The organism is Streptomyces sp. NPDC046860 (assembly GCF_040645115.1).
Lineage (GTDB): Bacteria > Actinomycetota > Actinomycetes > Streptomycetales > Streptomycetaceae > Streptomyces.
In genome coordinates this window covers 1-25,860 of record NZ_JBEYXQ010000024.1, presented here as the reverse complement: position 1 = coordinate 25,860, position 25,860 = coordinate 1, and the positions used below count along the sequence as shown (strand labels likewise).

Here is a 25,860-nt window from a genome sequence, read left to right as displayed (position 1 = left end):
CGTGATGGGCTGGTGGACGCCCGCCCGGTGCGCCGAGGACCGTCCGGGCCGAACTCGGACACGTGGAAGGGAGACTCATGAACACCGATGAACTCGCCGAACTCGGACAGCAGTTGCGGGTGGACAGTGTGCGGGCCGCGGACGCGGCGCAGTCCGGCCACCCGACCTCCTCGATGTCCGCCGCCGACCTGCTGGCCGTGCTGCTCGCCAACCATCTGCGCTACGACTTCGAACGCCCCGACCACCCCGCCAACGACCGTTTCGTGCTCTCCAAGGGACACGCGTCCCCGCTGATGTACGCCGTCTACAAGGCGGCCGGTGCCATCGACGACGCCGAGCTGCTCACCTTCCGCAAGCTCGGCAGCCGCCTCGAAGGGCACCCGACCCCGCGCAGGCTGCCCTGGGTGGAGACCGCCACCGGCTCGCTCGGCCAGGGGCTGCCGGTCGGCGTCGGCATCGCGCTCGCGGGCAAGCGGCTGGAGCACTCCGACCACCGCGTCTGGGTGGTGTGCGGCGACAGCGAGATGGCCGAGGGCTCCATCTGGGAGGCCGCCGAGGCCGCCGCGTACGACGGTCTGGACAACCTCACCGCCATCGTGGACGTCAACCGGCTCGGCCAGCGCGGCCAGACCCGGCACGGCCACGACCTGGACGCCTACGCCCGCCACTTCCAGGCGTTCGGCTGGCACACGATCGAGATCGACGGCCACGACGTCGCCGCCATCGACCGCGCCTACAGCGAGGCCCGGAACACCGAGGGCCGCCCCACCGCGATCATCGCCCGCACCCTCAAGGGCAAGGGCGTCGCCGCCGTGGAGGACAAGGAGGGCAAGCACGGCAAGCCGCTGACGGACGCGAAGGCGGCCGTCGAGGAACTGGGCGGCCGCCGCGACATCCGCGTCCACGTCGGCGAGCCGGCCGCCGCGACCCCGGACAAGCCCGTCCACGAGCCGCTGAGCCTGCCCCGCTTCGACAAGGGCGAGGAGGTCGCCACCCGCGACGCCTTCGGCAAGGCGCTCGCCGCCCTCGGCACCGCCCGCGGCGACGTCGTCGCCCTGGACGGCGAGGTCGGCGACTCCACCCGCACCGAGATGTTCGCCGAGGAACACCCCGAGCGCTACTTCGAGTCCTACATCGCCGAGCAGCAGATGGTCGCCTCGGCCGTCGGCATGGCGGCACGCGGCTGGCTGCCGTACGCGTCCACCTTCGCGGCCTTCTTCACCCGCGCCTACGACTTCGTGCGCATGGCCTCGATCAGCGACGCCGGGATCAACCTGGTCGGCTCGCACGCGGGCGTGGCCATCGGGCAGGACGGCCCCTCGCAGATGGGCCTGGAGGACCTGGCGATGTTCCGGTCCGTGTACGGCTCCACCGTGCTCTACCCCTGCGACGCCAACCAGACCGCCCGCCTCGTCGCGTCCATGGCCGACCTGGACGGCGTCCGCTACCTGCGCACCTCGCGCGGCAAGAGCCCGGTGATCTACTCCGCCGACGAGGAGTTCCCGGTCGGCGGCAGCAAGGTGCTGCGCTCCAGCGACGAGGACCGGCTGACCGTCGTCGCGGCCGGGGTCACCGTGCAGGAGGCGCTGACGGCCGCCGACCGGCTCGCCGGTGAGGGCATCCGCGTCCGGGTCATCGACCTGTACTCGGTCAAGCCCGTCGACGTGGAGACGCTGCGCCGGGCCGCCGACGACACCGGCTGCCTGGTGACGGTCGAGGACCACCACGAGGAGGGCGGCATCGGCGACGCGGTCGTGGAGGCGTTCACCGACGGCCGCCCCGTGCCCCGTCTGGTCCGCCTCGCGGTCCGCGCGATGCCGGGCTCCGCCACACCCGAGGAGCAACTGCACGCGGCCGGCATCGACGCCGAGAACATCGCGGCCACCGCCCGCCTGCTCGTGGGCGAGGCCGTCGTCAGTTAGGCGGTCCACTCCACGGCGGGCGTCGCGCACGCGGCGCCCGCCGAGGTGTTCAGGCCGGCTTGCGGCACAGGATCTCGCCGTGCAGGACCGCGAACCAGCCGTCCTCCCGCCGCCCCCACTCCCGCCACGCCGCGGACACCGCCTCCAGCTCCCCGGCCGTCGCGTGGCCGCCCTCCACCGCGGCTCCGGCGTAGGAGGAGGCGAGCGTACGGTCCGCCCACAGGCCGCTCCACCAGGCGCGTTCCTCGGGGGTGGCGTATGTCCAGGTGCCGGAGGTGGCGGTGATGTCGCTGAGCCCGGCGGCCAGCGCCCAGCTCCGCAGCCGCCGCCCGGCGTCCGGCTCACCGCCGTTGGCGCGTGCCACCCGGCGGTACAGGTCCAGCCAGTCGTCGAGACCCGGTACGGCCGGGTACCAGGTCATGGCCGCGTAGTCCGCGTCGCGCACCGCGACGATCCCGCCGGGCCGGGTCACCCGGACCATCTCGCGCAGCGCCCCGACCGGGTCGCCGACGTGCTGGAGCACCTGGTGGGCGTGGACGACGTCGAAGGTGTCGTCGGGATGGCCGAGGGCGTACACGTCGGCGACCTCGAAGGCGACGTTGTCCAGGCCGCGCCCGGCGGCGGTGGCGCGGGCCCGCTCCAGCACGTCGCGGGCGAGGTCGACGCCGGTCACCCGGCCGTGCGGGACCAGTGCGGCCAGGTCCGCGGTGATGGTGCCGGGACCGCAGCCGACGTCCAGGACGTGCATGCCGGGTTCGAGCGAACCGAGCAGATAGGCGGCCGAGTTGGCGGCCGTGCGCCAGGTGTGCGAACGCAGCACCGACTCGTGGTGTCCGTGGGTGTAGACGGCGGCCTGACGCGGTTCCGGCATGACGTGCCCCCTTCGACGGTCCGGCCGCGGCGCCCGTGCGGGGCGTCGCGGCCGTGGAGGGTCGGAACGGTACGCCGTGAACCGGATGCTGAGACATCCGGTCCGCGATACGGACTGACGATGTGTCAGGACGTGCCGGGGTGGGGGCTGTAGGCCGTCAGGATCTCGGGCAGCTTCTCCACCGTCACCGTGCCGGTCACCGACGTCACCTCACCGTCGTAGGCCAGCGGGGTGTCCGGCGCGAGACCGGACAGCCGCAGCCGGCCGAGCTGCACCGCCGCGTGGCCCTGGGAGCGGGTGAGCGGCCCCGCCACCGCGGCCGCCAGCAGCCGCAGCGCGGGCCAGCCGCTGCCGTGCACCACCCGCACGTCCAGCGGGCCGCCCGACAGCTCCGTACGGCGTCCCGCGCCCAGGCCGCTGCGGCGGTAGACGCCGTTGCCGACGAACAGCATCCACAGCGGGTGCCGCTTGCCCCCCGCCTCCACCTCCAGCGGATGGCGGTCGGCGCGCAGCACCTTCACCGCGCCCAGCACCCCGGCCGCCCAGCCGCCGATCCGGGGCGACCAGTGCTCGCGCTCGCGCACCAGCTCCGGGTAGACGCCCAGACTGAGGGTGTTCAGGAAGACGCTGGAGCGGTCGTCGGCGGTGAACCGGCCGACGTCCACCTGGACCGCCTCCCCGGCGCGGACGGCCGCCGCCAGGTCGGCCGCGTCCTCCACGCCCAGGTCGTACGCGAAGTGGTTCAGGGTGCCGCCGGGCAGCACCGCCAGCGGCAGCCGGTTGATCAGGGCGACCTCCGCCCCCGCGTTCACCGTGCCGTCGCCGCCGCACACGCCCAGCACCCGCGCCCGGGCGGCCGCCTTGTCCAGCTCGGCCCGGATGTCCTCCGGCTCGCACTCGACGATCTCCGCCCGGGGCAGCGCGTCGCGCAGCGCGCTCACCCGGTCCGCGGTGCCAGAGGAACGGTTGGCCACCATCACCAGGCCCTCGCCCTCCGGCAGCGCCGGGGCGTCCGCGCGCGGCCGGGCGGCCGGACGGGCGGCCGCCCGCGTGGGCACCAGCCGCCGCACCACGAACGCGGCGCCGACCCCGAGCGCCGCGCCGGCCAGCACATCGCTCGGGAAGTGCACGCCGGTGTACACCCGCGACATCGCCACCGAGAACGCCACCGGCGCCACCGCCGCGCCCCACGCCGGGGACTCCAGCGCGACCCCGGCCGCGAACGCGGCCGCCGAGGCGGCGTGCCCCGACGGGAAGGAGGTGGTGATCGGCTGCCGCTTGAGCTGCCGGGACAGCGGCACCGAGTCCAGCACCGGCCGGGTGCGGCGCACCGACCGCTTGCCCAGGGTGTTGATCGTCAGCGAGGCCAGGCTCAGCGAGGCCAGACCCCGCGCGGCGGCGCGGCGCGCCCGCGGGGTGCGGCTCGCGGCGATCGCGCCGGCCGCGGCGAACCACAGCACGCCGTGGTTGGCGCTGCGGCTCAGGCGGGGCAGCACCTTCTGGCCGCCGGGCCAGTTCCGCTCGGCGGCCACCTCGAAGAGCCGCGAATCGGCCGCCAGCAGCCGTCGCAGGACGTTGCGGCCCGTGGCCGGAACAGCGGTGAGGTCGACATCTGCGCTCATGTTCGACCCCTTACCCCGAAGCGGCCCGTTCTTGTGCGTCCGCTCGGGTACGGACGCGCGGAGGCCGGGGGAGCGGGATCTTCGTACAGTGGAGCTCAGGACCGCGGACACGACGAGCGGGGGTACCGCCATGACCGGAGTCGACCCCAGCCGACTGGACGACCAGCAGCTCATGAAAGAGCTGGAGACGATCCACCGCACACGCCACGACACCCTGCTGTACGCCTCGAACGACGCCCTGCGCGCCCACAACGAACGCATGGCGCAGCTGGAGGGCGAGTACCTCCGCCGCAACCCACGCCGCCTGGTCAGCGCGGGCCGCACCCGCGAGGGCGCCCGCGAACGGGGCGGCGGGGACCCGGGGGAGGCATGAGGTCCGCCGGGCGCCGGTTCCCGGCGGCTCCGGGGGGCACCGTCACCCGTTGGGTGCCGTCCGTGTCCCGCGAATGGGGTCCGGCCGCGCGCGGGGCGGCGCCCCGGGGGCTCTGATGGCAGCGAGGGCACCGAACGCGTGCCCCGACCGCCGTACCGCCGAGGAGCCCGCCCCATGCGCCGCACCGTACGCGCCCTCACCACCGCCGCCGCCCTGGCCGGCGCCCCGCTCGCCATAGCCGGGCCCGCGTCCGCCGAGTCCGGCGCCCCCTGCGACGATCCCGCCGCCTCGGCGCCCCGGTCGCCCGGCACGTCGTACGACGGCACCGCCGCGCTGCCCGGAGCGCCCTACCCCGGCACGGCGTCCGGCGGCCCGGCGGGCGACTGCGGGAACGGCGCCGTGGGTAAGGCGGAACAGGGCGACGAACCGGCCTGGGAGGAGGACGAGAGCGGCGACGACCGGTACTCCGGCCCCGCGCAGGACGACCCGCCCACCCTGGAGCACGGCGTGCGGGCCGGGACCGGCGGCACCTTCACCGACTCGGTGCCCGCCCTGGTGGCGGGCGGCACGCTGATCGCCGCGGCGGCCGCGGGCGCCGGCTACCGGCTGTACGGCCGCAGGCGCGCGGCCGGGCACTGACGGCGGGCACCGGAGGCCTCCGTGACCGGGACGACGCCGGACGCGAGCCATGCCGGGCCGTTCGCCGGGTACACACCTTCCCGAGGGCACCACCAGCAGGCACCCCGCACACCCGCCACACGGCATCCGGCGCGGGGCACAGGGCACACGGACCGCGCGGAGGCGGACATGCGGCGGAGGGAACCCGAGGGCCACGGCCCCGTCCGCTTCGGCCCCCCGTTCCCCGCCGACGGCCTGCCCGTCCTCCCGGAGCTGGCCGCCCGCCTGGCCACCGCCGAACACCACGGCGAGGCCCAGCCCGCCGGCGGCGACCCGGCCCTGCTGGAGGCCGCCTGCGGCTACTGGACCCGGCGCGGGCTGCCCTGCACGCCCGACCGCGTGACCCTCGCCCCCGGCGCGCCCCCGCTGCTGCTCGCGCTGACCGCCGCGCTCGCCGGGGACCACGGCGACATCCTGGCCCCCCGCCCCCGCGCCGCCTGGTGGGCGCCCTGCGCCCGGCTGCTCGGCAAGCGCCTGTTCACGGTGCCGGCCCCGGCCGGGAGCGGCGGCATACCCGACCCGTACGCGCTGCTGGAGACCGTCCGCCGGGTCCGCGAGGAGGGCGGCGACCCCCGGCTGCTGGTGCTGTCGGTCGCCGACGACCCGACCGCCGCCGTCGCCCCGCCCGAGCCGCTGCACGAGACCGTGGAGGCGGCGGCCTCCGAGGGCCTGCACGTCATCAGCGACGAGACCTGGCGCGACACCCTGCACGACCCCCACGACACCGTCCTGGTCAGCCCGGCCGAGATGCTGCCCCGCGGGGTCACCGTCGTCTCCGACCTCGCCGGATCGCTGCTCCCGGCCGGCTGGACCGCCGCCGTCGCCCGCTTCCCGGAGGACGAGGCGGGGGAACGCGCCCACGCCCGCGTGCTGGACGTGCTCACCGCGCTCGGCGCCCGCCTCGCCGCCCCCGTCGCCGAGGCCGCGCGGTACGCGCTGGACGAACCCCGGCCGGTCACCGCCCGCCGCGAGGCCGCCGTACGCCTGCACGCGCGGCTGGCCGCCGCCGCGTACCGCACGGTCCTCGGAGGCGGCGCGCTCGCCCCGCCCCCGCAGGCCGGCCGCCACCTCTACGCCGACCTCGGCCCGCTGCGCGAGGCCCTCGCCGCACGCGGTGTCGGGGACGCGCAGGACCTGGAGGACTTCCTCACCGCCCGGCTCGGGATGCCCGCGCCCGGCGGCCACCGCTTCGGCGACGACCTCGGCGCACTGCGCGTACGGCTGTCCACCGCCCCGCTGCTGGGCGGCACCGACGAGGACCGCGAGGCCGCGCTCGCCGCGCCCGATCCGACGGAACTGCCGCACGTGCGGGACGCGTTGCTGACCCTGGGGTCGGTGCTCGACGAACTCCGTGACGAAGCTCAGCGAGGGGAGCCTCCGCGATGACGCAGCAGACGCAAGAGCCCGGGTCCACCGCCACGACGGCCTTCACGGCCCGGCCGGACGCCCCCGCGTCCGCCCCGGCCGTGCCCGAGGCGGTCGTCCGGGCCCCGCTCGCGCCCGCCTCGCCGCCGCTGGCCGAACCCCGCCCGCTGGGCGAGCACCGGGTGTGGCCCAGGACCTTCCACGACCGGCTCACCGCGCCCCTGCCCGGCTGGCGGGCCATGGCCCGCTTCGCCCGCGAGGGCGCCGTACGCCCCGACCCCGAGGGCCTCGTCGACATCCCCCGACTCCCTTACGAACCCGGCCCGTTGCCCCGGGTCGGCGCCGACCGTCTCGCCGTCACCTGGGCGGGGCACGCCAGTTGGGTGGTGCGCATCGGCGGCCTGACCGTCCTCACCGACCCGGTGTGGTCGCGCCGCATCCTCGGCACCCCGGCCCGCGTCACCCCGGTCGGCGTGGCCTGGGACAGCCTGCCGCCCGTCGACGCGGTCGTGGTCAGCCACAACCACTACGACCACCTGGACGCCCCCACCCTGGCCCGCCTCCCGCGCGACACACCGGTGTTCGCGCCCGCCGGGCTCGGACGCTGGTTCCGGCGCAGGCGGTTCACCCGCGTCACCGAGCTCGACTGGTGGGAGGGCGCGCTGCTGCGCGGGGTGCGCTTCGACTTCGTGCCCGCGCACCACTGGTCCAAGCGCACCCTCACCGACACCTGCCACAGCCTGTGGGGCGGCTGGGTGATGACCGCGCGCAACGGGCAGCGGCTCTACTTCGCGGGCGACACCGGCTACGGCCACTGGTTCGGCCGGATCGGCCGCCGCTACCCCGGCATCGACCTCGCCCTGATGCCCGTCGGCGCCTACGACCCGCGCTGGTGGCTCAGCGACGTCCACTGCGACCCCGAGGAGGCCGTACAGGCCACCCTCGACCTCGGCGCCCGCCGGATGGCGCCCATGCACTGGGGGACGTTCGTGCTCTCCGCCGAACCCGTCATGGAACCCCTCACCCGCACCCGCGCCGCCTGGCAGCAGGCCGGACTGGCCCGGGGCGACCTGTGGGATCTGCCGGTGGGCGCCTCCCGCGTCCTGGAGGAGGCCCCTCGCGCCGACGCTCCGGGCGCTTCCAGCTCCGCGGTCTAACGCTCCCCGCCCCGCACCCGGCGCACCAGTCCCGGAGCCGCGCCGACGAGCACGGTCAGTACGACCACCGCCGCCACGCCCTCCCACGGCCGGGCGAAGAGCGAACCCCCGAGAATGCCGATCACCTGGTACGTCAGCGCCCACGCCAGGCACGCCGGAAGGTTCCCCCGCGCGAAGCGCCGCAGCGGCCACTCGGCCAGCAGGCACGCCAGCATCACCGGAATCCGGCCCGCCGGTATCAGCCGGGACAGCACCAGCACCGTCACCCCGTTCTCGGCCAGCTTCCCCCGCGCCTGCTCCAGCCGCTCCTCCGGCGCCCGCGACCGCAGCGCCTGAAGCCAGCGCGACCCGCTCTGCGAGCCCAGCCCGCGCCGCCCCAGCCAGTACAGCGCCGCGTCCCCCAGGAACGCCGCCAGCGACGCCGTCACGAACACCAGCGCCAGCGAGAACGGCGCCGACCGGTGCACCGCCACCACCGCCGCGCTGCTCACCAGCGCCCCCGTCGGCACCACGGGTATCAGCGCCCCGACCAGCACCAGCAGGAACAGCGACGGATACCCGAACGCCTGCTGCGTCGGCTCCAGCGGCGCACCGGTCGCCGCGGCGGCCAGCACCACCGCGCCCCCCACCTGTCTCACCGCAGCCCCTCCAGCCGTACGCCCTCACCGTGCCCCAGCCGGTGCACCGCCACCTTCGGCGCGGCCTCGGCCGCCAGCCGTACGAACTCCTCGCCCGGCGCGTGGAACTCGTGCGGGCGCACCGCGTCCATGCCGATCGGCCAGAACGTGCCCCAGTGCACCGGCACCGCCCAGCCCGGCGCCAGCCGGGCCAGCGCCCGCGCCGCCCGTCCCGCGTCCAGATGCCCCTCGCCCAGGTACGGTCCCCAGCCGCCCACCGGCAGCAGCGCCACGTCCACCGGGCCGACCTCCTCGGCCATCGCGTCGAACAGCCCGGTGTCACCGGCGAAGTAGGTGCGCGCCTCGCCCTCCACGACATAGCCGAGCGCGGGGGAGCGGTGCGGACCGAACGGCAGCCGCCGCCCGTCGTGCAGCGCGGGCACCACCCGCACCCGCAGCTCCCCGGCCCGCACCTCGTCGCCGGGCGCCACCTCGGTGAGCGTCACTCCCCGCAGCCGGCGCAGCCCCGGCACGGCGCGCGGCGCCCCCCTCGGCACGAGCAGGCGGGTGCCCGGCGCCAGCTGGGCCAGCGAAGGCAGGTGCAGATGGTCGGCGTGCAGGTGGGAGAGGAGCACCACGTCGGCGCGGCGGGCTTCGGCGGCCGGCGGCCCGCCCGCGCGGCGGCGCAGATGCGCCAGCCGGGAGACGAACAGGGGATCGGTGAGCACCCGGGTGTCCGAATCCTCGATCGTGCAGGTGGCGTGACCCCACCAGGTGACCTCCACCGGCACCTCTCTCACCTCCGCGCGCGACTCCCACGAAGCCTACGGGCAGCGGTAGGGTCGGCGGCGAACCCGGAGGTGAGGGGACACCATGGGAGCGTCGCAGGGTGCCTCGGCCGCGGCCGTACGGATCACCGCCATCGCCAGCCTGACCCCGCTGGAGGAGCTGGAGGCCGACCCGTTCCTGGTCGACTCCCGCAGCCAGCACGCCATGTGCGCCCGCTGGGCCGCCGAGCAGGGGCATGTGATCACGCGCGAACTCCTCGTCGGCGGACTGCGCTTCGACCACGACGCGCTGTGGGACGGGGTGCGCCCCGGAGTGGACGTGTTCGTCGCCCCCAGCAGACGCGTGCTGGAGCGCGCGCTCAGCACGGTCGAGGAGTTCACCGCCGAATGCGCCCGGCGCGGAGTGCGCGTGGAGACCGTGGGCAGCGCCGAACCCGCCTACGACGCCCGGATGAAGGCCCGCGTGCACCGGCGGCTGTCGATGCCCACGGCGGGGTACGACGGCAAATAAGCCGCCCCGGTGCCTTCGCCGGGTATGACAAGGTGGGGGCAGGCTCCGAGGGGCGGGCCGGGACGTGAGGTGCGCGGGGCGTGCGATGGCGGCGGGTTGCCGGTCAGATCGGGCGGAGCGTCACGGTGTGGGCGGTCTCCACGCTCACCATGCTCGCGCTCGCCGGACTCCTTCCCGACTTCCGGCTCCAGTCCCCCGACGGTGACAGCGCCACCCGTATCGCCGTCACCGCCGCCTGCGGGGCCGGGGCGTTCGGCCTGCTGTCCGCCCTGGTCTGGCCGGTGCTGGTGCGGCTGCTGCTGCTCGTGCCCGCCCTCTTCCTCGGCCTGCTGGTCTTCTTCCTCAACGGCTCCCTGCTGCTGCTCGCCCTGCGCGTGAACCCCTCCGGCCGCGGCGAGGTGGCGCCCGAGACCGCGGTGATCGTCGCCGCCGTCATGTCCGCCGTCGCCTCCGCGACCGGGGGCGCGCTCGCCGTGCGCGACGACGACGCCTACCGGCGCCGCCTGCTGCGCCTGGCCGACCGCCGCCGCAGAGCCACCCTGCCCTGCGCGAGCACGCCCGGCCTGGTCTGCGTCCAGCTCGACGGCGTCGGCCACGACGTGCTCACCGCCGCGGTCCGCGACGGCCTGATGCCCACCGTGGCCCGCTGGCTGGCGGCCGACGGCGTCCTCCCGCCCACCCACCGGCTCACCGCCTGGCGCACCGACTGGTCCAGCCAGACCGGCGCCAGCCAGCTCGGCATCCTGCACGGCAGCACCTTCGACGTCCCCGCCTTCCGCTGGTACGAGAAGGACCGCGGCGAGGTCATGGTCTGCAACCGGCCCACCTCCGCCGCCGAGCTGCAGCGCCGTGCCGTCGCCCGCACCGGGGACGGCGGACTGCTCGCCGTCGACGGCGCCAGCCGGGGCAACCTGTTCAGCGGCGGCGCCGGGGAACAGGCCCTCGTGCTCTCCATCGCCACCCGCCGCCGGGGCCGGGAGAACCGTTCCCGCGCCGGCTACTTCGCCTACTTCTCCGACCCGGCCAACGCGGTGCGCACCGCCCTGTCGTTCTTCGCCGAGATCGGCCGCGAGATCGGCCAGTCCACCCGCGCCCGGTTCGCCGGAGCGCACCCGCGCGTCGGCCGGGGCGGCCTCTACCCGGTCGTCCGTGCCTTCGCCACCGTCGTCGAACGGGACGTCGTCGTGGCCGCCGTGATGGGCGACCTGCTCGCCGGCCGCAGCGCCGTCTACGCCGACCTCGTCGCCTACGACGAGGTCGCCCACCACTCCGGCCCCGGCAGCCGCGACGCCCGCCACGTCCTCAAGCGGCTCGACCGGTCCCTCGCCCTGATCGAGAAGGCCGCCGAGCACGCCCCGCGCCCCTACCGCCTGGTCGTCCTCTCCGACCACGGCCAGAGCCCCGGCGAGACCTTCCGCTCCCGCTACGGCCTCACCCTCACCGACCTCGTCCGGGCGGGAAGCGGGCTGCCCGTGCCGCGCGGCGCCGGGCGCACCCCGAGCGGCGCCGAGGCCCGCGCGGCCGTACGCGCCGCCCTGGGCCGGGCCGACGGCGAACCCGTGGCCGAGGAGCGCGACTTCGAACCGGTCGTCCTCGCCTCCGGCAACCTCGGCCTGGTCTCCTTCCCGGACGTCCCCCACCGGATGACCAAGGAGGAGATCGACGCCCGCCACCCGGCGCTCCTCCCCACCCTCGCCAACCACCCCGGCATCGGCTTCCTGCTGGTGCGCAGCGCCGAGCACGACGGCGTGGTCCTCGGCCCCTGCGGCACCGAGATCCCGCTCGCCGAACTCGACCAGCGGCCCGGCCCGCTGGCCCGCTTCGGCCCCGGCGCCGCCGACGCCGTACGCCGCGCCCACTCCTTCCCGCACACCGCCGACATCATGGTCAACTCCTGGCACGACCCGGCCGGCGGCGAAGTGCACGCCTTCGAGGAGCAGATCGGCTCCCACGGCGGCCTCGGCGGCGCCCAGTCCCGCCCCTTCCTGCTCTCCCCGCTCACCCTCTCTGTGCCCGAGGAGGACGGCACGGCGCTGTCCGGCGCCGAGCGGGTGCACGACGTACTGCGCCGCTGGCTCGGCGAGTTGAGCGGGCCCGAGGTACCGCTGGACGCGGACCCCGAGCGCCGGGCGGCCTGAGCGCGCCGAGGGGTCCTCACGCTGCCGCGCCCCGGAATGTGATCGGATGGGGGTACGGGGGCACCAAGAAGGACCCGGAGAACCGGGAACTCACGCGAAAGGAACCACCGTGGCTACCACGCGCACCGCACACACGGTCTGGGAAGGCGAACTGCTGTCGGGCAGCGGCACCGTCACGTTCGACTCCTCCGGCATCGGCTCCCAGCCGGTGTCGTGGCCGTCGCGCGCCGAGCAGGCGAACGGCCGCACCAGCCCCGAGGAGCTGATCGCGGCCGCCCACTCGAGCTGCTTCTCCATGGCCCTGTCGCACGGTCTGACCGGCGCCGGCACGCCTCCCACCCGGCTGGAGACCAAGGCCGACGTGACCTTCCAGCCCGGCGAGGGCATCACCGGCATCCACCTCACCGTGCGCGGCGAGGTGCCCGGCCTGGACGCGGACGGCTTCCACGCGGCCGCCGAGGACGCCAAGAAGAACTGCCCGGTCAGCCAGGCCCTGACCGGAACCGACATCACCCTCACGGCCGAGCTGGCCTGAAGCCTCCTCGCCCCCCGGTGCCGCGTCACGCGCGCGGCACCGGTCACAGGCTCTCGCGGAACTCCCGCAGCAGCTTCCGGGTGCGCTGCGCGGAGGCCGCCCGCGCCGTCATGTGGTCCAGCACCTCCAGGTGCGCGGCCACCTCCTCGCGCGAGTCGAGGTAGAGCGCGCCGGTCAGGTACTCGGTGAACACCATGTCCGGCAGCTCCCGTTCGGCGAACCGGAACAGGGTGAAGGGGGCGTAGGTCCCCGGGTGCGGGCCCGCCGCGAACTCCGCGAGCTGGAGCGTGATCCGGTCCCGCTCGGCGCACTCCAGCAGATGGTCGAGCTGGTCGCGCATCACCTCGGAGCGGGTGCTCACCGGGCGCCGCAGCACCGTCTCGTCCATGATCACCCACAGGTGCGGCCGGTCCTCGCGGTCCAGCAGCTGCTGCCGCTCCAGCCGGAGCGCCACATGCCGCTCCACCGTCTCCGGGCCGTGCTGCCCGATCGTCCCGGCCTCCAGCACCGCCCGCGCGTACGCCTCGGTCTGGAGCAGGCCGGGGACGAAGTGCGGTTCGTAGGAGCGGATGAGGCGCGCCGCGCCCTCCAGGCTCACGTACAGGCTGAACCAGTCCGGCAGCACGTCGTGGAACCGCTGCCACCAGTCGGGCCGGTTGGCCTCCTCGGCCAGCCCCACGAAGGCGGCGGCCTCCTCCTCGCCCACCCCGTAGGCGGCCAGCAGCGCCTGCACGTACGGGATCTTCAGGGCGACCTCGGCCGTCTCCATCCGGCGCACGGTCGCCGACGCCACCCGGAGCACCCGCGCAGCCTCGTCCCGGCTCAGCCCGGTCGACTCCCGCAGCTCCTGCAGCCGTCTGCCGAGCACCACCTGCCCCACCGTGGGAGCGGCCCGCCGCTCACTCACACCCCGACCTCCCCTCCCCCGAAGCCTGCGGGCAGTGTGCCACGCGTGGGCCCACCGCACACGGGGGATCAATCAGCCAACCTGGGACGGGAGTTGGCCGAGGTGGGCAGGGTGAGGGCGGAGTCGGTGAGCAGGGTGAGGCGCACCGGGCGCTTCCGGCGGCGGGTCCGGCCACCGCACCGGAATCCGTCAACTCCCCCTGGAGTCAACGGACATGGCACCCCCCGGCGCGGGCACACTGAAGTCTGTGCTCGACTACGACAAGGAAGCCGAGTCCTACGACACGCTCCGTGGTGGCGAGCCCCGCGCCCGCGCCGCCGCCGACGCCGTCCTCGGCCTGATCCCGGACCACGAAGGCCGCCTGCTGGACAACGGCTGCGGCACCGGCATCGTCACCCGTCTCCTGGCCGGGGCGCGGCCCGGGCTGCGGATCACCGGGGTGGACGTCACGCCCGCCATGACCGAGCGGGCCGCCGCCCGGCTGCCCGGGGGCGTGGTGCGCGCCGACAGCCGACGGCTGCCCTTCCCCGACGGCACGTTCGACGCGGTCACCACCGTCTGGCTGCTGCATCTGATGGACGACCCGGCCGACCTGCGCGCCGTGCTCGCCGAGGCGGCACGGGTGCTGCGGCCGGGCGGCACCTACGTCACCACCGTCGACAAGGCGAAGGCGCACGACGTCGGCAGCGACATCGACGCCGTGCTCGGCCCGCGGCCCCGGCGGGCCGCCTCCGACGACCCGGCCAAGGTGGACGCGTACGCCGCCGAGGCCGGGCTGGTGAGGACCGGTCAGGCGCGGTTCACCGGGGTCGGGCAGGGGCGCAGCCCCCGCCGGACCGTCAAGGACCTCCGGCGGGGGTGGTTCACCCTGCTGCCGCCCGGTGAGCCGCGTACCGAGGAGTTCGCCGAGCGGCTGGCCAGGCTGCCCCACCAGGACCGGCCCCGCGCGGACCCCGTCTTCACCCTGCACGCCTATCGGCGGTCCGGGTAGGGGTGGTGTCCGTCCACGCATCAGGGCGCCGGTGCAGTATCGCGGCCACCATGGGGCGGGACGACACCAGGACGTCGGCGAGGAAGCGGGACCGGCTCACGCCCAGCGCCCGCAGGGCCCGGCCGTGGTCGGCGACGACGACCAGGCAGGCCCCGGCCAGCAGCCCCCGCCACAGCACCAGCAGCGGACGCCGCAGCCCGCGCGGCAGTCCGGCCACCGCGTCGTGCAGCCGCGCGCAGTGGAACGGCACGTGCCGCTCCTCGTCCGCGAGGATGCGGGCCGCCACCTCCGAGGTCAGGGCGTCCTCGCTGCCGTCGCGCAGGGCGCGGTAGTAGCGCAGGGCCACCACTTCCGCGACCATCAGCACCAGCAGCTCCAGGCGCAGGCCCAGCAGCCGGCGTACCCGGACGAAGGCGGTGTCGGTCCAGTGCCCGGCCAGGGTCGGCATGCCGCCCGCCGCCAGCAGCAGGGCGAGGAGGCGGGCGTGGTTCCGCTCCTCGGCGACGAACAGCCGTACCGCGCGGGCGTACGCGGGGTCGCCCGCCCGGTCGGCCTTGGCGATGAGGTTCGCGCCGTCACCGTCCTCGCCGGTCTGGAAGCGCTGGACGCTCGCCCACACCGCCGGGTCCTGCCGCGCGGCGGCCGTCCAGTCCGGGTCGGCCCGGGCCGCTCTCCGTGTCCGCTCCGCCTCGAACGCGTCCGCCCACCGGCCGAAGCCGCCGTCGCTCATCCCGGTCCCCTCCCGCGGCACGGCCTTCGTGCCTCGCCGGTCCAGGACGCCCGCGGACACCGAACCGTTCCGCCGTTGCCGGTTTGCGGTATCGGCAACAGAGCTTGCCGCAGGAGGCCACGCCGTCGCACGCTGGGCGCAGCCGGAGCAGAACCGGGGAAGAGAGGCCGACCAGCATGGCGCACGACCACCACCACGCACCCGCCGGGCACGGACACGCACAGGGACACGCGCACGGGCACGACACCGACATCGACTGGGCCGAGATGGGCCCGGTGCTGGAGTCCCAGGCGGAGCTGCTCGCGCCGCTGTACCGGGAGGCGATGCGCTGGCTGGCCGAGGAGGCCCCCGCGCCTGAGCTGATCGTGGACGCGGGCAGCGGCCCCGGCGTCGTCGCCTGCCTGTTCGCCGAGGAGTTCCCCGGCGCGCGGGTGGCCGCCGTCGACGGCAGCGGACCGCTCCTGGAGCGCGCCCGCGCCCGCGCCGACCGCCTCGGGGTGGCCGGCCGCTTCACCACCGTGACCGGCGAACTCCCGGAGGCCCTGGACGAGTTGGACCGGCCGGCCGACCTGCTGTGGGCCAGCCGCAGCCTGCACCACCTCGGCGACCAGCGGGCCGGACTCGCCGCGTTCGCCGACCGGCTCGCCCCCGGCGGCACCCTCGCGCTCCTGGAGGGCGGCCTGCCCGCGCGCCATCTGCCCCGCGACATCGGCATCGGCCGCCCCGGCCTCCAGTCCCGGCTCGGCGCGGCCGAGGAGGAGTGGTTCAGCCGGATGCGGGCCGAACTGCCCGGCGCGGTCTCCGAGACCGAGGACTGGCCCGCCCTGCTCTCCTCGGCCGGGCTGAAGCCCACCCGCACCCGCACCTTCCTGCTGGACCTGCCCGCCCCCGCCGGCGCCGCCGCCCGTGACCACGCCGCCGCCTACTTCACCCGGCTGCGCGACGGCCTCGGCGACACCCTGGACGCCGAGGACCGCGACACCCTGAACCGCCTCCTCGACCCCGCCGACCCGGCGAGCGTGCACCGGCGGGCCGACCTGTTCGTGCTGGACGCCTACACCGTCCACACCGCCGTACGCCCCCGCTGAGGGTCAGTTCGCGGCGAGGAACTCCCGCGCCAGCCGGTCCCCGAGGGCGACCGCCGCCGCGTGGCTCTCGACGGGGGAGACCAGGGAGTCCTTGAAGAGGATGTACGTGACCCCGGACTCGGCGCCCCCGGTCGCCGGGTCCGGGTCGATCCCCAGCGCCTCGGCGGCGGCGTACGACGCCTCCCCGATGATCTCCTTCGGGCCGGTGTCCCCGACGACCGCGTACTCCACCCGGTCGCCGTGGACGACGGCGACCACACCGCCGCCCCGGATGCCGGCCGCCGCGTGGTCCCACAGGGCGCTCTTGCCCGGCACCACCACGTAGGGCAGCGTGTCGGCGCGCAGCGGCCGGCCGTCCGACTGGTGGAAGGCGGTGTCGTCCTGGAACCAGGGGTCGCGGTCCTCGTTGCAGTCCGCCGTGCGCTGCCCGTCGCAGTCCACGTCCATGTCCGCCTTCCAGAACACCGCGCCCTTCAGCCCGCACACCGGGACGGTCGCGGCGCTCTCCGCGTCGGTGCGGTACAGGCCGTCGGAGATCCGGTCGCACGACCGCACCTTCGCCAGCAGGTCGGCCGCGGCGACCGTGCCCTCCCGCGCCCGCCTCGGCGAGTCCCCGGTGGCGGCGGCGAGGGCCGCGGCGGCGAGCAGGACGGTCCCGGCGGCGGTGGCGAGACCCAGTGGACGAAGACGCACGGCGCGGTGGCCCTTCGGTCGGCGAAAGCTCGGCGTAGCGCGCAGGGCCGCCCGGCCCCCGTGCGGGGGCGGACGGCCCTGTGGGCGTACGGCTATCAGACCATGTCGAAGGTGGCCGGGTCCGGACCCAGCCGCTTGTCCTCGTTCAGCGCGCTGATGGCGGCGAGGTCCTCGTCGTCCAGGCTGAAGTCGAACACCTCGATGTTCTCCTTGATCCGCGACGGCGTCACGGACTTCGGGATGACGATGTTGCCGAGCTGGATGTGCCAGCGCAGCACCACCTGCGCCGGCGTACGCCCGTGCTTCTGCGCGATGGCGACGATCGCCGGGACCTCCAGCAGGCCCTTGCCCTGGCCGAGCGGCGACCACGCCTCGGTGGCGATGCCCCGCTCGGCGTTGAACTCCCGCGCCGCGCGCTGCTGGAGCTGCGGGTGCAGCTCGATCTGGTCGACCGCCGGGACGACGGACGTCTCCGCGATCAGCCGCTCCAGGTGCTCGGGCAGGAAGTTGGACACGCCGATCGCACGGATGCGGCCGTCGGAGAGCAGCTTCTCGAACGCCTTGTAGGTGTCGAGGTAGTTGTCCCGCGCGGGGAGCGGCCAGTGGATCAGGTAGAGGTCGAGGTAGTCGAGACCGAGCTTCTCCAGCGAGGTGTCGAAGGCACGCAGGGTGGAGTCGTACCCCTGGTCGCTGTTCCAGAGCTTGGTGGTGACGAAGAGTTCCTCACGGGGGACGCCGGAGGCGGCGATGGCCTTGCCGGTGCCCTCTTCGTTGCCGTAGATCGCCGCGGTGTCGATGCTGCGGTACCCGGTCTCCAGCGCCGTGGAGACCGCACGCTCAGCCTCGTCGTCCGGGACCTGCCAGACGCCGAAGCCGAGCTGGGGCATCTCGACACCGTTGTTGAGGATGATCGGGGGGACCTTGCTGCTCACGGGCTCATGATCCTTCGGTAGTGGACAGGTGCTCCACCCATCGTCAACGATCACACGCCGAAGTGCATTCCTGACCTGCCGGTCAGGAGCGGTAAAGAGCTTCCACCTCACGCTCGTACGTCTTCTCGATCGCCTTGCGCTTCAGCTTCAGCGACGGTGTCAGCAGCCCGTGCTCCTCGGTGAACGGCTGCGCCAGGATGCGGAAGGTGCGGATCGACTCCGCCTGCGACACCAGCGTGTTCGCGGCCACCACCGCCCGGCGCACCTCCGCCTCCAGATCCCCGTCGCGCACCAGGTCGGCCGGCGTCGACCTCGGCTTGCCCCGCATCTGGAGCCAGTGGTCGACCGCCTCCTGGTCCAGGGTGATCAGCGCGGCGATGTACGGGCGGTCATTGCCGACGACGATGCACTGGCTGACCAGCGGATGGTCCCGCACCCGCTCCTCCAGCACACCGGGGGAGACGCTCTTGCCGCCGGAGGTCACCAGGATCTCCTTCTTGCGGCCGGTGATCGTGAGGTAGCCGTCCTCGTCCAGCGAACCGAGGTCGCCGGTGGCCAGCCAGCCGTCGTGCAGGGTCTCGTCGGTCGCCTTGGGGTTGTTCAGGTACCCCTGGAAGACGTTCCCGCCGTGCAGCCAGATCTCGCCGTCGTCCGCGACGTGCACCGTCACACCGGGAACGGCCTGCCCGACCGTGCCGTAACGGGTGCGCTCGGGAGGGTTGGCGGTCGCGGCCGCCGTCGACTCCGTCAGGCCGTACCCCTCGTAGATCTGCACGCCCGCGCCCGCGAAGAACAGGCCGAGCCTGCGGTCCATCGCCGAGCCGCCCGACATCGCGTTGCGGATACGGCCGCCCATCGCCGCGCGGACCTTGGAGTACACCAGCTTGTCGAAGAACTGGTGCTGCATCCGCAGGCCCGCCGAGGGTCCGGGGCCGATGCCCCACGCCTTCGCCTCCAGGGCCTCGGCGTACTTCACGGCCACCTCGACCGCCTTCTCGAAGGGCGCAGACCTGCCCTCCTTCTCCGCCTTGCGCCGGGCCGAGTTGAACACCTTCTCGAAGATGTACGGCACCGCCAGGATGAACGTCGGCCGGAACGCCGCCAGGTCCGGCAGCAGGGCGGCCGCGTGCAGCTGCGGCTGATGGCCGAAGCGGACCCGGCCCCTGAGCGCGGCCACCTCCACCATGCGGCCGAAGACATGGGCCAGCGGCAGGAAGAGCAGGGTGGACGCCTGGTCGCCCTTCTTGGAGTGGAACACCGACTCCCAGCGGCGGATCACCGTGTCCGCCTCGAACATGAAGTTGCCGTGCGAGAGCACACAGCCCTTGGGGCGGCCCGTGGTGCCCGAGGTGTAGATGACGGTCGCGGTCGAGTCCGGGGTGACCGCCTTGCGGTGCCGGTGCACCACCTCGTCGTCCAGATGCGCCCCGGCGTCGTACAGCTCCCGTACGCAGTTCGAGTCGAGCTGCCAGAGCCGGTTCAGCCGGGGGAGGCGGTCGATGACCGTGGCGATCGTCATCGCGTGGTCCTCGTGCTCCACCACGGCGGAGGTCACCTCGGCGTCGTGCAGCATCCAGAAGCACTGCTCGGCGGAGGAGGTCGGGTAGACGGGCACCACCTGGGCGCCGATCGTCCACAGCGCGAAGTCGAACAGGGTCCACTCGTAGCGGGTGCGGGACATGATGGCGACCCGGTCGCCGAAGCGGACGCCCTGGGCGAGCAGGCCCTTGGCGAGGGCGACGACCTCGTCCCGGAACTCGGCGGCGGTCACGTCACGCCACTGCCCGCTCTCGTCCTTGCGGCCGAGGGCGACGTGCTGCGGATCGTTGCGCGCGTTGTCGAAGACGGCGTCGGCCAGCCCGCCGACCGGTGGCTCGGTCTCCGTCACAGGGTCGGTGAACTGGTTGGTGAACTCGCGCAACCTCGCTCCCCCTTCCTCGCTCTTCGGTCACACCCCGCGACGCTCCGCACAGCGCCGTGAAAGCTACCCCACCGAATGGCCGGATGGGAGGGGTCCGGAAACCGGCCAAACCTCACGTACCTCGCGGACGGCACCGGGAAAATCACCGCACATGGGGAAGGGCCGGACACGATACCGAGGGGTCGGTACGTACCGCTGGCGCAATCTCCACCGAATCTGTACGGGCCTGTCACGGGGCCCGCCGGGGCGGCGCCCGCTCTCAGCCGTCCCGCCGCCGAAGCCGCTCCCCGCCCGCCAGCACCGCGTCCGCCAGCGCGTCCGCCGCGTCCTGGGCGGGCCCGCCGCGATGGCCGTGGGTCAGGGCGAAGTCGACGGGGCCCAGGTCCGGCAGGCCCGCACGGTCGGGCACCCGGACCAGCCCCGGGGGGATCAGGCGGCGGGAGTGGGCCATCACGCCGAGGCCGGCCCGGGCCGCCGCGATCAGGCCGTTGAGGCTGCCGCTCGTGCACACGATCCGCCACTCCCGGCCCTCCGCCTGGAGCGTCTCCAGCGCGCGGGCCCGGGTGATGCCCGGCGGGGGATAGACGATCAGCGGGACCGGGCGGTCCGGGTCGAGGCGCAGCCGTGGCGCGCCGATCCACACCAGGTCGTCCCGCCAGACCAGACGGCCGTGCGGGTCCCCGGGGCGCCGCTTGGCCAGGACCAGGTCCAGCCCGCCCCCGGCCAGGCGCTCGTGGAGCGTGCCGGACAGCTCCACCGTCAGTTCGAGGTCCACCTCGGGGTGGTCGTGACGGAAGCCCTCAAGGATCTCCGGGAGGCGGGTGAGGACGAAGTCCTCCGAGGCGCCGAACCGCAGCCGCCCCCGTACGCGCGTCCCGGAGAAGTGCGCCGCCGCCTGCTCCTGCACCTCCAGCAGTCGCCGCGCGAAACCGAGCATCGCCTCCCCGTCGCCGGTCAGCTCCACCGAGTGGGTGTCCCGCGCGAACAACTGGCGGCCCGCCGCCTCCTCCAGCCTGCGCACGTGCTGGCTCACCGTGGACTGCCGCAGCCCCAGCCGCCGCGCGGCCTGCGTGAAGCTCAGCGTCTGGGCCACCGCGAGGAAGGTGCGCAGCTGGGTGGGGTCGTACATGACGGCCACGATAGCTCGGTCATCACGAGACGCGATCGCTGTCAGAGCGGTATGCCGGATTCCGTGATCGGCGGCGGACAGGCACGATGGAGATCGTCCGCCCGTACCGAGAAGCCACGGAGAACTGTGAAACGCCGGCTGCCCATCGACCCGTACATCGCGCTGCTCCTCGGCACGGTGGGCCTGGCCGCGCTGCTGCCCGCGCGGGGCGTCGCCGCCGACGTGGCCTCCGGCGCCTCCACGGCCGCCATCGCCTTCCTGTTCTTCCTCTACGGCGCCCGCCTCTCCACCCGCGAGGCGATGGACGGCCTGCGCCACTGGCGGCTGCACCTCACCGTGCTGGCCTGCACCTTCCTCGTCTTCCCGCTGCTCGGCCTGGCCGCGCGAGGACTGGTCCCCGCCCTGCTGACCCAGCCGCTCTACCAGGGCCTGCTCTTCCTCACCCTGGTGCCGTCGACCATCCAGTCCTCCATCGCCTTCACCTCCATCGCGCGCGGCAACGTGCCCGCCGCCATCTGCGCGGGCTCCTTCTCCTCCCTCGTCGGCATCGTCGTCACCCCGCTGCTCGCCTCCGTCCTGCTCGGCGGCCCGGGCGGCGGTCTCTCCGCCGACGCGCTGGTGAAGATCGTGCTCCAACTGCTGGTGCCGTTCCTCGCCGGACAGGTGCTGCGACGCTGGATCGGCGACTTCGTCGCCCGGCACAAGAAGGTGCTCGGACTGGTCGACCGGGGCTCGATCCTGCTGGTCGTCTACACCGCCTTCAGCGAGGGCATGGCCCAGGGGATCTGGCATCAGGTGAGCCCCGCGCGGCTCGGCGCGCTGCTCCTGGTGGAGGCGGTCCTGCTCGCCGTCATGCTCACCCTGACCTGGTACGGCGCACGCGCCCTCGGCTTCGGCCGCGCCGACCGCGTCGCCATCCAGTTCGCCGGGTCGAAGAAGTCCCTCGCCTCCGGACTGCCCATGGCCGGTGTCCTGTTCGGCGCCCACGCCTCCCTCGCCGTGCTCCCGCTGATGCTCTTCCACCAGATGCAGCTCATGGTCTGCGCGGTCATCGCCAAACGCCGCGCCCGCGACCTGGAGGAGCCCGCGGAGCCGACCGCGCGCGTACCCCGTCCGCGTGTGCGGCCCGGCGGGCGCGGAGCCCCGTAGGCATCCGAACGCGTCCCGTTCACGGGTCCTTCCCGCCGGATTTCCGGCACGGACAGGCCGCGACGGCTAACGTTCCGTCATGACCGCAGCTCCCGTACTCGACCCCGGGCGTACCGCCCTCGTCCTCGTCGACCTCATGGACCGCCTCGTCGCGCTGCCGCTGGAACCCCACAAGGGCACCCACGTGCTGGCCGCCGGTGAGGAACTGGCGGCGCGCTGCCGCGCCGAGGGCGTGCTCGTCGTGCTCGTCCGGGTCGAACGGCCCGGCGTCCCGGAACAGCCGCCCGGCAGCGGGCTGGCCGCCGGACTGCTGAGGGACGGCGACCTGGAGGTGGTCAAGCGGACCATCGGAGCGTTCCAGGCCACCGGCCTGGACGAGCGGCTGCGGGCGCACGGCGTCGACACCCTGGTCCTCGGCGGCATCGCCACCAACCTGGGGGTGGAGTCCACCGCCCGCGCCGCCGCCGACCTCGGCTACCAGCTGGTCTTCGTGGAGGACGCGATGGCCGCGTTCACGACCGCCGAGCACGAGGCGTCCGTACGGCTGGACTTCCCCCGCCTGGGCACCGTCACCACGGCGGCGCGGCTGGAGTTCGGGCGGGAAGGGGACTGACCGCGTAGGCGGGGAGCAGGCGCGCGGCCGCAGGCCACCCCGCCGACCGCCCGACGCACGGAGCCGACCGTTCACCGCACCGCCCCGCTCCCCGCCTTCTCATCCCACCTGCCCCGACCTACCGTCCGGCCCCATGAGCAGCCCCCCTGTCGCGCCCCCGGGCTGGAGCCGCTGGCTCGTACCGCCCGCCGCGCTCTCCGTCCATCTGTCCATCGGCCAGGCGTACGCCTGGAGCGTGTTCAAGCCGCCTCTGGAATCCGCGCTGGACCTCGACGGCACCCAGAGCGCGCTGCCGTTCCAGCTGGCGATCGTGATGCTCGGGCTGTCGGCCGCGTTCGGCGGCACCCTCGTGGAGCGCAACGGCCCGCGCTGGGCGATGACCGTGGCCCTGGTCTGCTTCTCCTCCGGGTTCCTGATCTCCGCCCTCGGCGCGCAGACCCAGCAGTACTGGCTGATCGTCCTCGGCTATGGCTTCGTCGGCGGCATCGGGCTCGGCATCGGCTACATCTCGCCCGTCTCCACCCTGATGAAGTGGTTCCCGGACCGGCCCGGCATGGCCACCGGCATCGCCATCATGGGCTTCGGCGGCGGCGCCCTGATCGCCTCGCCCTGGTCCGCCCAGATGCTGGAGTCCTTCGGCACCGATCACTCCGGGATCGCGCTGGCCTTCCTCGTCCACGGCCTCACGTACGCCGTGTTCATGACGCTCGGCGTCCTGCTGGTCCGGGTGCCCCGGCCGGACGAGCGGGCGCGGAGCGGGCCGAGCGCGACCGGGGGCGTCCAGGTGTCGGCCCGCAGCGCGCTGCGCACTCCGCAGTTCTGGTGCCTGTGGGTCGTGCTGTGCACCAACGTCACGGCCGGGATAGGCATCCTGGAGAAGGCCGCCCCGATGATCACGGACTTCTTCGCGGACAGCTCCACGCCCGTCTCCGTCTCGGCGGCGGCCGGTTTCGTCGCGCTGCTGTCGGCGGCGAACATGGCGGGCCGGATCGGCTGGTCGTCCACCTCCGACCTCATCGGCCGCAAGAACATCTACCGCGTCTACCTGGGCGTCGGCGCGGTGATGTACCTGCTCCTCGCCCTGTTCGGCGACACGGCCAAGCCGCTGTTCGTGCTGTGCGCGCTGGTCATCCTCTCCTTCTACGGCGGCGGCTTCGCCACCGTCCCCGCCTATCTGAAGGACCTCTTCGGCACCTATCAGGTCGGCGCCATCCACGGCCGCCTGCTCACCGCCTGGTCCACCGCGGGCGTCCTCGGACCGCTGATCGTCAACTGGATCGCCGACCGGCAGGAGGCGGCGGGCAAGCACGGCCCGGCGCTGTACGGGCTGTCGTTCTCCATCATGATCGGCCTGCTCCTCGTCGGTTTCGTCGCCAACGAACTCGTCCGCCCCGTCGACCCCCGCCACCACGTCCCCGCCGAGAAGGAGGCCCCCGATGTCCAGCGAGAGCAGCCGGCCTGACCGGCGCGCCCTGATCGCCCTGTCCTGGCTCTGGGTGACCGCCCCGCTCGCCTACGGGCTGTACGAACTGGTACGGAAGGCCACCCAGCTCTTCACGGGGTGACAGCGGGGCGGAGGCCCGGACCGCGCTCCCGCACGGGCGCCCGGTCCGGGCCTCTCCCTCACGGGCGAAACGCCGAGCGTATGAGCGGAATTCGGATGTCCGAGCATCTGTACGGGGTCTGCAAGAAGCCGACAAAGGGGATGCCCGATTCCTGTGGCTTCACGTGCCCCCGTACCCGTGAGTCACCGCACAGACTGGAGAGTCCCGCTACCCACGGCAGCAACGAGGGGACCCCGACATGCACGGCTCGCGTATCGCCGCGATCGGCCACTACCAGCCCGCCAGGGTGCTCACCAACGAGGACCTGGCGCGCATGGTCGACACCAGCGACGAGTGGATCACCAGCCGGGTCGGCATCCGCACCCGGCACATCGCGGGCCCCGACGAGCCGGTCGACGAGCTGGCCGCGCACGCCGCCGCCAAGGCGCTCGCCGCCGCCGGGCTCGCCCCCGGCGACATCGACCTGGTGCTGGTCGCCACCTCCACGGCGATCGACCGCTCCCCGAACACCGCCGCGCGGGTCGCGGCCCGCCTCGGCATCCCCGAGCCGGCCGCGATGGACGTCAACGTGGTCTGCGCCGGCTTCACCCACGCGCTGGCCACCGCCGACCACACCGTACGGGCGGGCGCGGCGACCCGGGCGCTGGTGATCGGCGCCGACAAGATGTCCGAGGTCACCGACTGGACCGACCGCACCACCTGCGTCCTGGTCGGTGACGGCGCGGGCGCGGCCGTGGTGGAGGCGTGTGCGCCGGGCGAGGAGGCGGGGATCGGGCCCGTGCTGTGGGGCTCGGTGCCGGAGATGGGCAACGCGGTGCGGATCGAGGGCACGCCGCCGAGGTTCGCCCAGGAGGGGCAGAGCGTGTACCGCTGGGCCACCACCCAGCTGCCCCCGATCGCGCGCCGTGCCTGCGAGAAGGCGGGCATCGCCCCGGCGGACCTCGCCGCGGTCGTCCTGCACCAGGCCAACCTGCGCATCATCGAACCGCTCGCGCTGAAGATCGGCGCCGTGAACGCCGTCGTCGCCCGTGATGTCACCGAGTCCGGCAACACCTCCGCCGCGAGCATCCCGCTCGCCCTGTCCAAGCTGATCGAGCAGGGCGCCGTCCGCACCGGCGACCCGGTCCTCCTGTTCGGCTTCGGCGGCAACCTGTCGTACGCGGGCCAGGTGATCCGCTGCCCCTGAGGGGCGGCCCCGGCCCGTGCGTGACGGCACGGTCACCTTCTGTCCCCGCGGGCGCCGAGGGGCACAGATACGCAGGTGAAAGGCACTCCGAAACCTTGGTATTGTTGTCCATGTCGCCGCGGGGAACGCCTCCGCAAGGCGACATACACCTTGTCCGGGTGGCGGAATGGCAGACGCGCTAGCTTGAGGTGCTAGTGCCCTTTATCGGGCGTGGGGGTTCAAGTCCCCCCTCGGACACCAGTGGAAGACCCTCGCATCGCGGGGGTCTTTTCCGTTGTCCCGGCCTAGGGCCTTTCTTCCGGATCAGGCCGGCTCGGGCCGACGGCGCCTTGTCGGCCGACCCGAGCGGGGTCTGGTGCGTGCGGCTGCAAGGCGGAGG

General features: G+C 74.2%; 25 protein-coding genes and 1 tRNA gene. 16 read left to right on the top strand and 10 right to left on the bottom strand.

Annotated features, from left to right (window positions below):
* The first annotated feature begins 77 nt into the window (after nucleotides 1-77).
* Entirely contained in the window at nucleotides 78-1,922 is a 1,845-nt protein-coding gene (locus ABZ898_RS26390; RefSeq protein WP_361663756.1) for a transketolase, read from the top strand.
* Nucleotides 1,923-1,971: 49 nt separating this feature from the next.
* Here ABZ898_RS26390 and ABZ898_RS26385 read toward each other — a convergent pair whose 3' ends face one another.
* Together ABZ898_RS26385 and ABZ898_RS26380 are read right to left on the bottom strand one after the other, a co-directional pair.
* On the bottom strand, nucleotides 1,972-2,793 hold the full coding sequence (locus ABZ898_RS26385; RefSeq protein WP_361663753.1) for a class I SAM-dependent methyltransferase: 822 nt from the start codon (nucleotides 2,791-2,793) through the stop codon (nucleotides 1,972-1,974).
* Nucleotides 2,794-2,918: 125 nt separating this feature from the next.
* Complete coding sequence (locus ABZ898_RS26380) at nucleotides 2,919-4,415, bottom strand: phosphatase PAP2 family protein (protein ID WP_361663751.1); 1,497 nt, start codon at nucleotides 4,413-4,415, stop codon at nucleotides 2,919-2,921.
* Nucleotides 4,416-4,545: 130 nt separating this feature from the next.
* Here ABZ898_RS26380 and ABZ898_RS26375 point away from each other — a divergent pair, with 130 nt between their 5' ends.
* The 4 genes from ABZ898_RS26375 (at nucleotide 4,546) to ABZ898_RS26360 (ending at nucleotide 7,988) form a co-directional block, all read left to right on the top strand.
* Complete coding sequence (locus tag ABZ898_RS26375; protein WP_361663748.1) at nucleotides 4,546-4,788, top strand: DUF6158 family protein; 243 nt, start codon at nucleotides 4,546-4,548, stop codon at nucleotides 4,786-4,788.
* 174 nt (nucleotides 4,789-4,962) lie between these two features.
* Nucleotides 4,963-5,427 carry a hypothetical protein gene (locus ABZ898_RS26370; protein ID WP_361663745.1) on the top strand — a complete coding sequence of 155 codons (465 nt, stop codon included), beginning with the start codon at nucleotides 4,963-4,965 and terminating at the stop codon, nucleotides 5,425-5,427.
* Nucleotides 5,428-5,595: 168 nt separating this feature from the next.
* Complete coding sequence (locus ABZ898_RS26365; protein ID WP_361663742.1) at nucleotides 5,596-6,852, top strand: aminotransferase class I/II-fold pyridoxal phosphate-dependent enzyme; 1,257 nt, start codon at nucleotides 5,596-5,598, stop codon at nucleotides 6,850-6,852.
* Nucleotides 6,849-7,988, top strand: a complete 1,140-nt coding sequence (locus tag ABZ898_RS26360; protein ID WP_361663739.1) for an MBL fold metallo-hydrolase — start codon at nucleotides 6,849-6,851, stop codon at nucleotides 7,986-7,988. The genes ABZ898_RS26365 and ABZ898_RS26360 overlap by 4 nt, the downstream gene beginning before the upstream one ends.
* Here ABZ898_RS26360 and ABZ898_RS26355 read toward each other — a convergent pair.
* Both ABZ898_RS26355 and ABZ898_RS26350 read right to left on the bottom strand, forming a co-directional pair.
* Complete coding sequence (locus ABZ898_RS26355; protein WP_361663908.1) at nucleotides 7,985-8,617, bottom strand: VTT domain-containing protein; 633 nt, start codon at nucleotides 8,615-8,617, stop codon at nucleotides 7,985-7,987. The two genes, ABZ898_RS26360 and ABZ898_RS26355, sit on opposite strands and share 4 nt — an antisense overlap.
* Nucleotides 8,618-8,622: 5 nt before the next feature.
* On the bottom strand, nucleotides 8,623-9,396 hold the full coding sequence (locus ABZ898_RS26350) for an MBL fold metallo-hydrolase (RefSeq protein WP_361663736.1): 774 nt from the start codon (nucleotides 9,394-9,396) through the stop codon (nucleotides 8,623-8,625).
* Nucleotides 9,397-9,478: 82 nt separating this feature from the next.
* On the opposite strand from ABZ898_RS26350, the gene ABZ898_RS26345 reads away from it, so the two are divergent.
* From ABZ898_RS26345 to ABZ898_RS26335, 3 genes are all read left to right on the top strand, one after another.
* Nucleotides 9,479-9,904: a hypothetical protein gene (locus ABZ898_RS26345; RefSeq protein ID WP_361663733.1), complete on the top strand. Its 426-nt coding sequence runs from the start codon at nucleotides 9,479-9,481 to the stop codon at nucleotides 9,902-9,904.
* 80 nt (nucleotides 9,905-9,984) lie between these two features.
* Nucleotides 9,985-12,042 (top strand): phage holin family protein, encoded by a 2,058-nt coding sequence (locus ABZ898_RS26340; protein ID WP_361663730.1) that lies wholly within the window; start codon nucleotides 9,985-9,987, stop codon nucleotides 12,040-12,042.
* Between the two features lie 109 nt (nucleotides 12,043-12,151).
* On the top strand, nucleotides 12,152-12,577 hold the full coding sequence (locus tag ABZ898_RS26335) for an OsmC family protein (RefSeq protein ID WP_361663727.1): 426 nt from the start codon (nucleotides 12,152-12,154) through the stop codon (nucleotides 12,575-12,577).
* 43 nt (nucleotides 12,578-12,620) lie between these two features.
* Here ABZ898_RS26335 and ABZ898_RS26330 read toward each other — a convergent pair whose 3' ends face one another.
* Entirely contained in the window at nucleotides 12,621-13,484 is an 864-nt protein-coding gene (locus ABZ898_RS26330; protein WP_361663724.1) for a helix-turn-helix transcriptional regulator, read from the bottom strand.
* A gap of 247 nt (nucleotides 13,485-13,731) precedes the next feature.
* On the opposite strand from ABZ898_RS26330, the gene ABZ898_RS26325 reads away from it, so the two are divergent.
* Nucleotides 13,732-14,475 (top strand): class I SAM-dependent methyltransferase, encoded by a 744-nt coding sequence (locus ABZ898_RS26325; RefSeq protein ID WP_361663721.1) that lies wholly within the window; start codon nucleotides 13,732-13,734, stop codon nucleotides 14,473-14,475.
* Here ABZ898_RS26325 and ABZ898_RS26320 read toward each other — a convergent pair.
* Nucleotides 14,444-15,205, bottom strand: coding sequence for a ferritin-like domain-containing protein (locus tag ABZ898_RS26320; protein WP_361663718.1), 762 nt, complete (start codon nucleotides 15,203-15,205; stop codon nucleotides 14,444-14,446). The genes ABZ898_RS26325 and ABZ898_RS26320 overlap by 32 nt on opposite strands.
* 176 nt (nucleotides 15,206-15,381) lie before the next feature.
* On the opposite strand from ABZ898_RS26320, the gene ABZ898_RS26315 reads away from it, so the two are divergent.
* Nucleotides 15,382-16,293: a class I SAM-dependent methyltransferase gene (locus ABZ898_RS26315; protein WP_361663715.1), complete on the top strand. Its 912-nt coding sequence runs from the start codon at nucleotides 15,382-15,384 to the stop codon at nucleotides 16,291-16,293.
* 3 nt (nucleotides 16,294-16,296) lie between these two features.
* On the opposite strand, the gene ABZ898_RS26310 is transcribed toward ABZ898_RS26315, so the two are convergent.
* The 4 genes from ABZ898_RS26310 to ABZ898_RS26295 form a co-directional block, all read right to left on the bottom strand.
* Nucleotides 16,297-16,986, bottom strand: a complete 690-nt coding sequence (locus tag ABZ898_RS26310; RefSeq protein ID WP_361663712.1) for a glycoside hydrolase family 75 protein — start codon at nucleotides 16,984-16,986, stop codon at nucleotides 16,297-16,299.
* 95 nt (nucleotides 16,987-17,081) lie between these two features.
* A complete protein-coding gene (locus tag ABZ898_RS26305; RefSeq protein ID WP_361663709.1) occupies nucleotides 17,082-17,918 on the bottom strand; it encodes an aldo/keto reductase in 837 nt (278 codons plus the stop codon).
* An 82-nt stretch (nucleotides 17,919-18,000) separates the two neighbouring features.
* Nucleotides 18,001-19,839: an AMP-dependent synthetase/ligase gene (locus ABZ898_RS26300; protein WP_361663706.1), complete on the bottom strand. Its 1,839-nt coding sequence runs from the start codon at nucleotides 19,837-19,839 to the stop codon at nucleotides 18,001-18,003.
* Nucleotides 19,840-20,098: 259 nt separating this feature from the next.
* Nucleotides 20,099-20,968, bottom strand: a complete 870-nt coding sequence (locus tag ABZ898_RS26295; protein WP_361663703.1) for a LysR substrate-binding domain-containing protein — start codon at nucleotides 20,966-20,968, stop codon at nucleotides 20,099-20,101.
* A gap of 138 nt (nucleotides 20,969-21,106) precedes the next feature.
* Here ABZ898_RS26295 and ABZ898_RS26290 point away from each other — a divergent pair, with 138 nt between their 5' ends.
* From ABZ898_RS26290 to ABZ898_RS26265, 6 genes are all read left to right on the top strand, one after another.
* On the top strand, nucleotides 21,107-22,117 hold the full coding sequence (locus ABZ898_RS26290) for a bile acid:sodium symporter family protein (protein ID WP_361663905.1): 1,011 nt from the start codon (nucleotides 21,107-21,109) through the stop codon (nucleotides 22,115-22,117).
* A 79-nt stretch (nucleotides 22,118-22,196) separates the two neighbouring features.
* On the top strand, nucleotides 22,197-22,730 hold the full coding sequence (locus ABZ898_RS26285) for an isochorismatase family protein (protein ID WP_361663700.1): 534 nt from the start codon (nucleotides 22,197-22,199) through the stop codon (nucleotides 22,728-22,730).
* 133 nt (nucleotides 22,731-22,863) lie between these two features.
* Nucleotides 22,864-24,192, top strand: coding sequence for an OFA family MFS transporter (locus ABZ898_RS26280; RefSeq protein WP_361663697.1), 1,329 nt, complete (start codon nucleotides 22,864-22,866; stop codon nucleotides 24,190-24,192).
* On the top strand, nucleotides 24,167-24,295 hold the full coding sequence (locus ABZ898_RS26275; protein WP_361663694.1) for a hypothetical protein: 129 nt from the start codon (nucleotides 24,167-24,169) through the stop codon (nucleotides 24,293-24,295). The genes ABZ898_RS26280 and ABZ898_RS26275 overlap by 26 nt, the downstream gene beginning before the upstream one ends.
* Before the next feature lie 238 nt (nucleotides 24,296-24,533).
* On the top strand, nucleotides 24,534-25,481 hold the full coding sequence (locus tag ABZ898_RS26270; RefSeq protein ID WP_361663691.1) for a beta-ketoacyl-ACP synthase III: 948 nt from the start codon (nucleotides 24,534-24,536) through the stop codon (nucleotides 25,479-25,481).
* A 152-nt stretch (nucleotides 25,482-25,633) separates the two neighbouring features.
* Nucleotides 25,634-25,721 (top strand) — tRNA-Leu (locus ABZ898_RS26265).
* Nucleotides 25,722-25,860: the final 139 nt, after the last annotated feature.

Coding starts and splice junctions, on each gene's coding strand:
- ABZ898_RS26370 (WP_361663745.1), top strand. CDS start 4,963: ATGCGCCGCACCGTACGCGCCCTCACCACCGCCGCCGCCCTGGCCGGC.
- ABZ898_RS26360 (WP_361663739.1), top strand. CDS start 6,849: ATGACGCAGCAGACGCAAGAGCCCGGGTCCACCGCCACGACGGCCTTC.
- ABZ898_RS26320 (WP_361663718.1), bottom strand. CDS start 15,205: ATGAGCGACGGCGGCTTCGGCCGGTGGGCGGACGCGTTCGAGGCGGAG.
- ABZ898_RS26285 (WP_361663700.1), top strand. CDS start 22,197: ATGACCGCAGCTCCCGTACTCGACCCCGGGCGTACCGCCCTCGTCCTC.
- ABZ898_RS26315 (WP_361663715.1), top strand. CDS start 15,382: ATGGCGCACGACCACCACCACGCACCCGCCGGGCACGGACACGCACAG.
- ABZ898_RS26295 (WP_361663703.1), bottom strand. CDS start 20,968: ATGTACGACCCCACCCAGCTGCGCACCTTCCTCGCGGTGGCCCAGACG.
- ABZ898_RS26280 (WP_361663697.1), top strand. CDS start 22,864: ATGAGCAGCCCCCCTGTCGCGCCCCCGGGCTGGAGCCGCTGGCTCGTA.
- ABZ898_RS26270 (WP_361663691.1), top strand. CDS start 24,534: ATGCACGGCTCGCGTATCGCCGCGATCGGCCACTACCAGCCCGCCAGG.
- ABZ898_RS26365 (WP_361663742.1), top strand. CDS start 5,596: ATGCGGCGGAGGGAACCCGAGGGCCACGGCCCCGTCCGCTTCGGCCCC.
- ABZ898_RS26385 (WP_361663753.1), bottom strand. CDS start 2,793: ATGCCGGAACCGCGTCAGGCCGCCGTCTACACCCACGGACACCACGAG.
- ABZ898_RS26380 (WP_361663751.1), bottom strand. CDS start 4,415: ATGAGCGCAGATGTCGACCTCACCGCTGTTCCGGCCACGGGCCGCAAC.
- ABZ898_RS26390 (WP_361663756.1), top strand. CDS start 78: ATGAACACCGATGAACTCGCCGAACTCGGACAGCAGTTGCGGGTGGAC.
- ABZ898_RS26275 (WP_361663694.1), top strand. CDS start 24,167: ATGTCCAGCGAGAGCAGCCGGCCTGACCGGCGCGCCCTGATCGCCCTG.
- ABZ898_RS26375 (WP_361663748.1), top strand. CDS start 4,546: ATGACCGGAGTCGACCCCAGCCGACTGGACGACCAGCAGCTCATGAAA.
- ABZ898_RS26345 (WP_361663733.1), top strand. CDS start 9,479: ATGGGAGCGTCGCAGGGTGCCTCGGCCGCGGCCGTACGGATCACCGCC.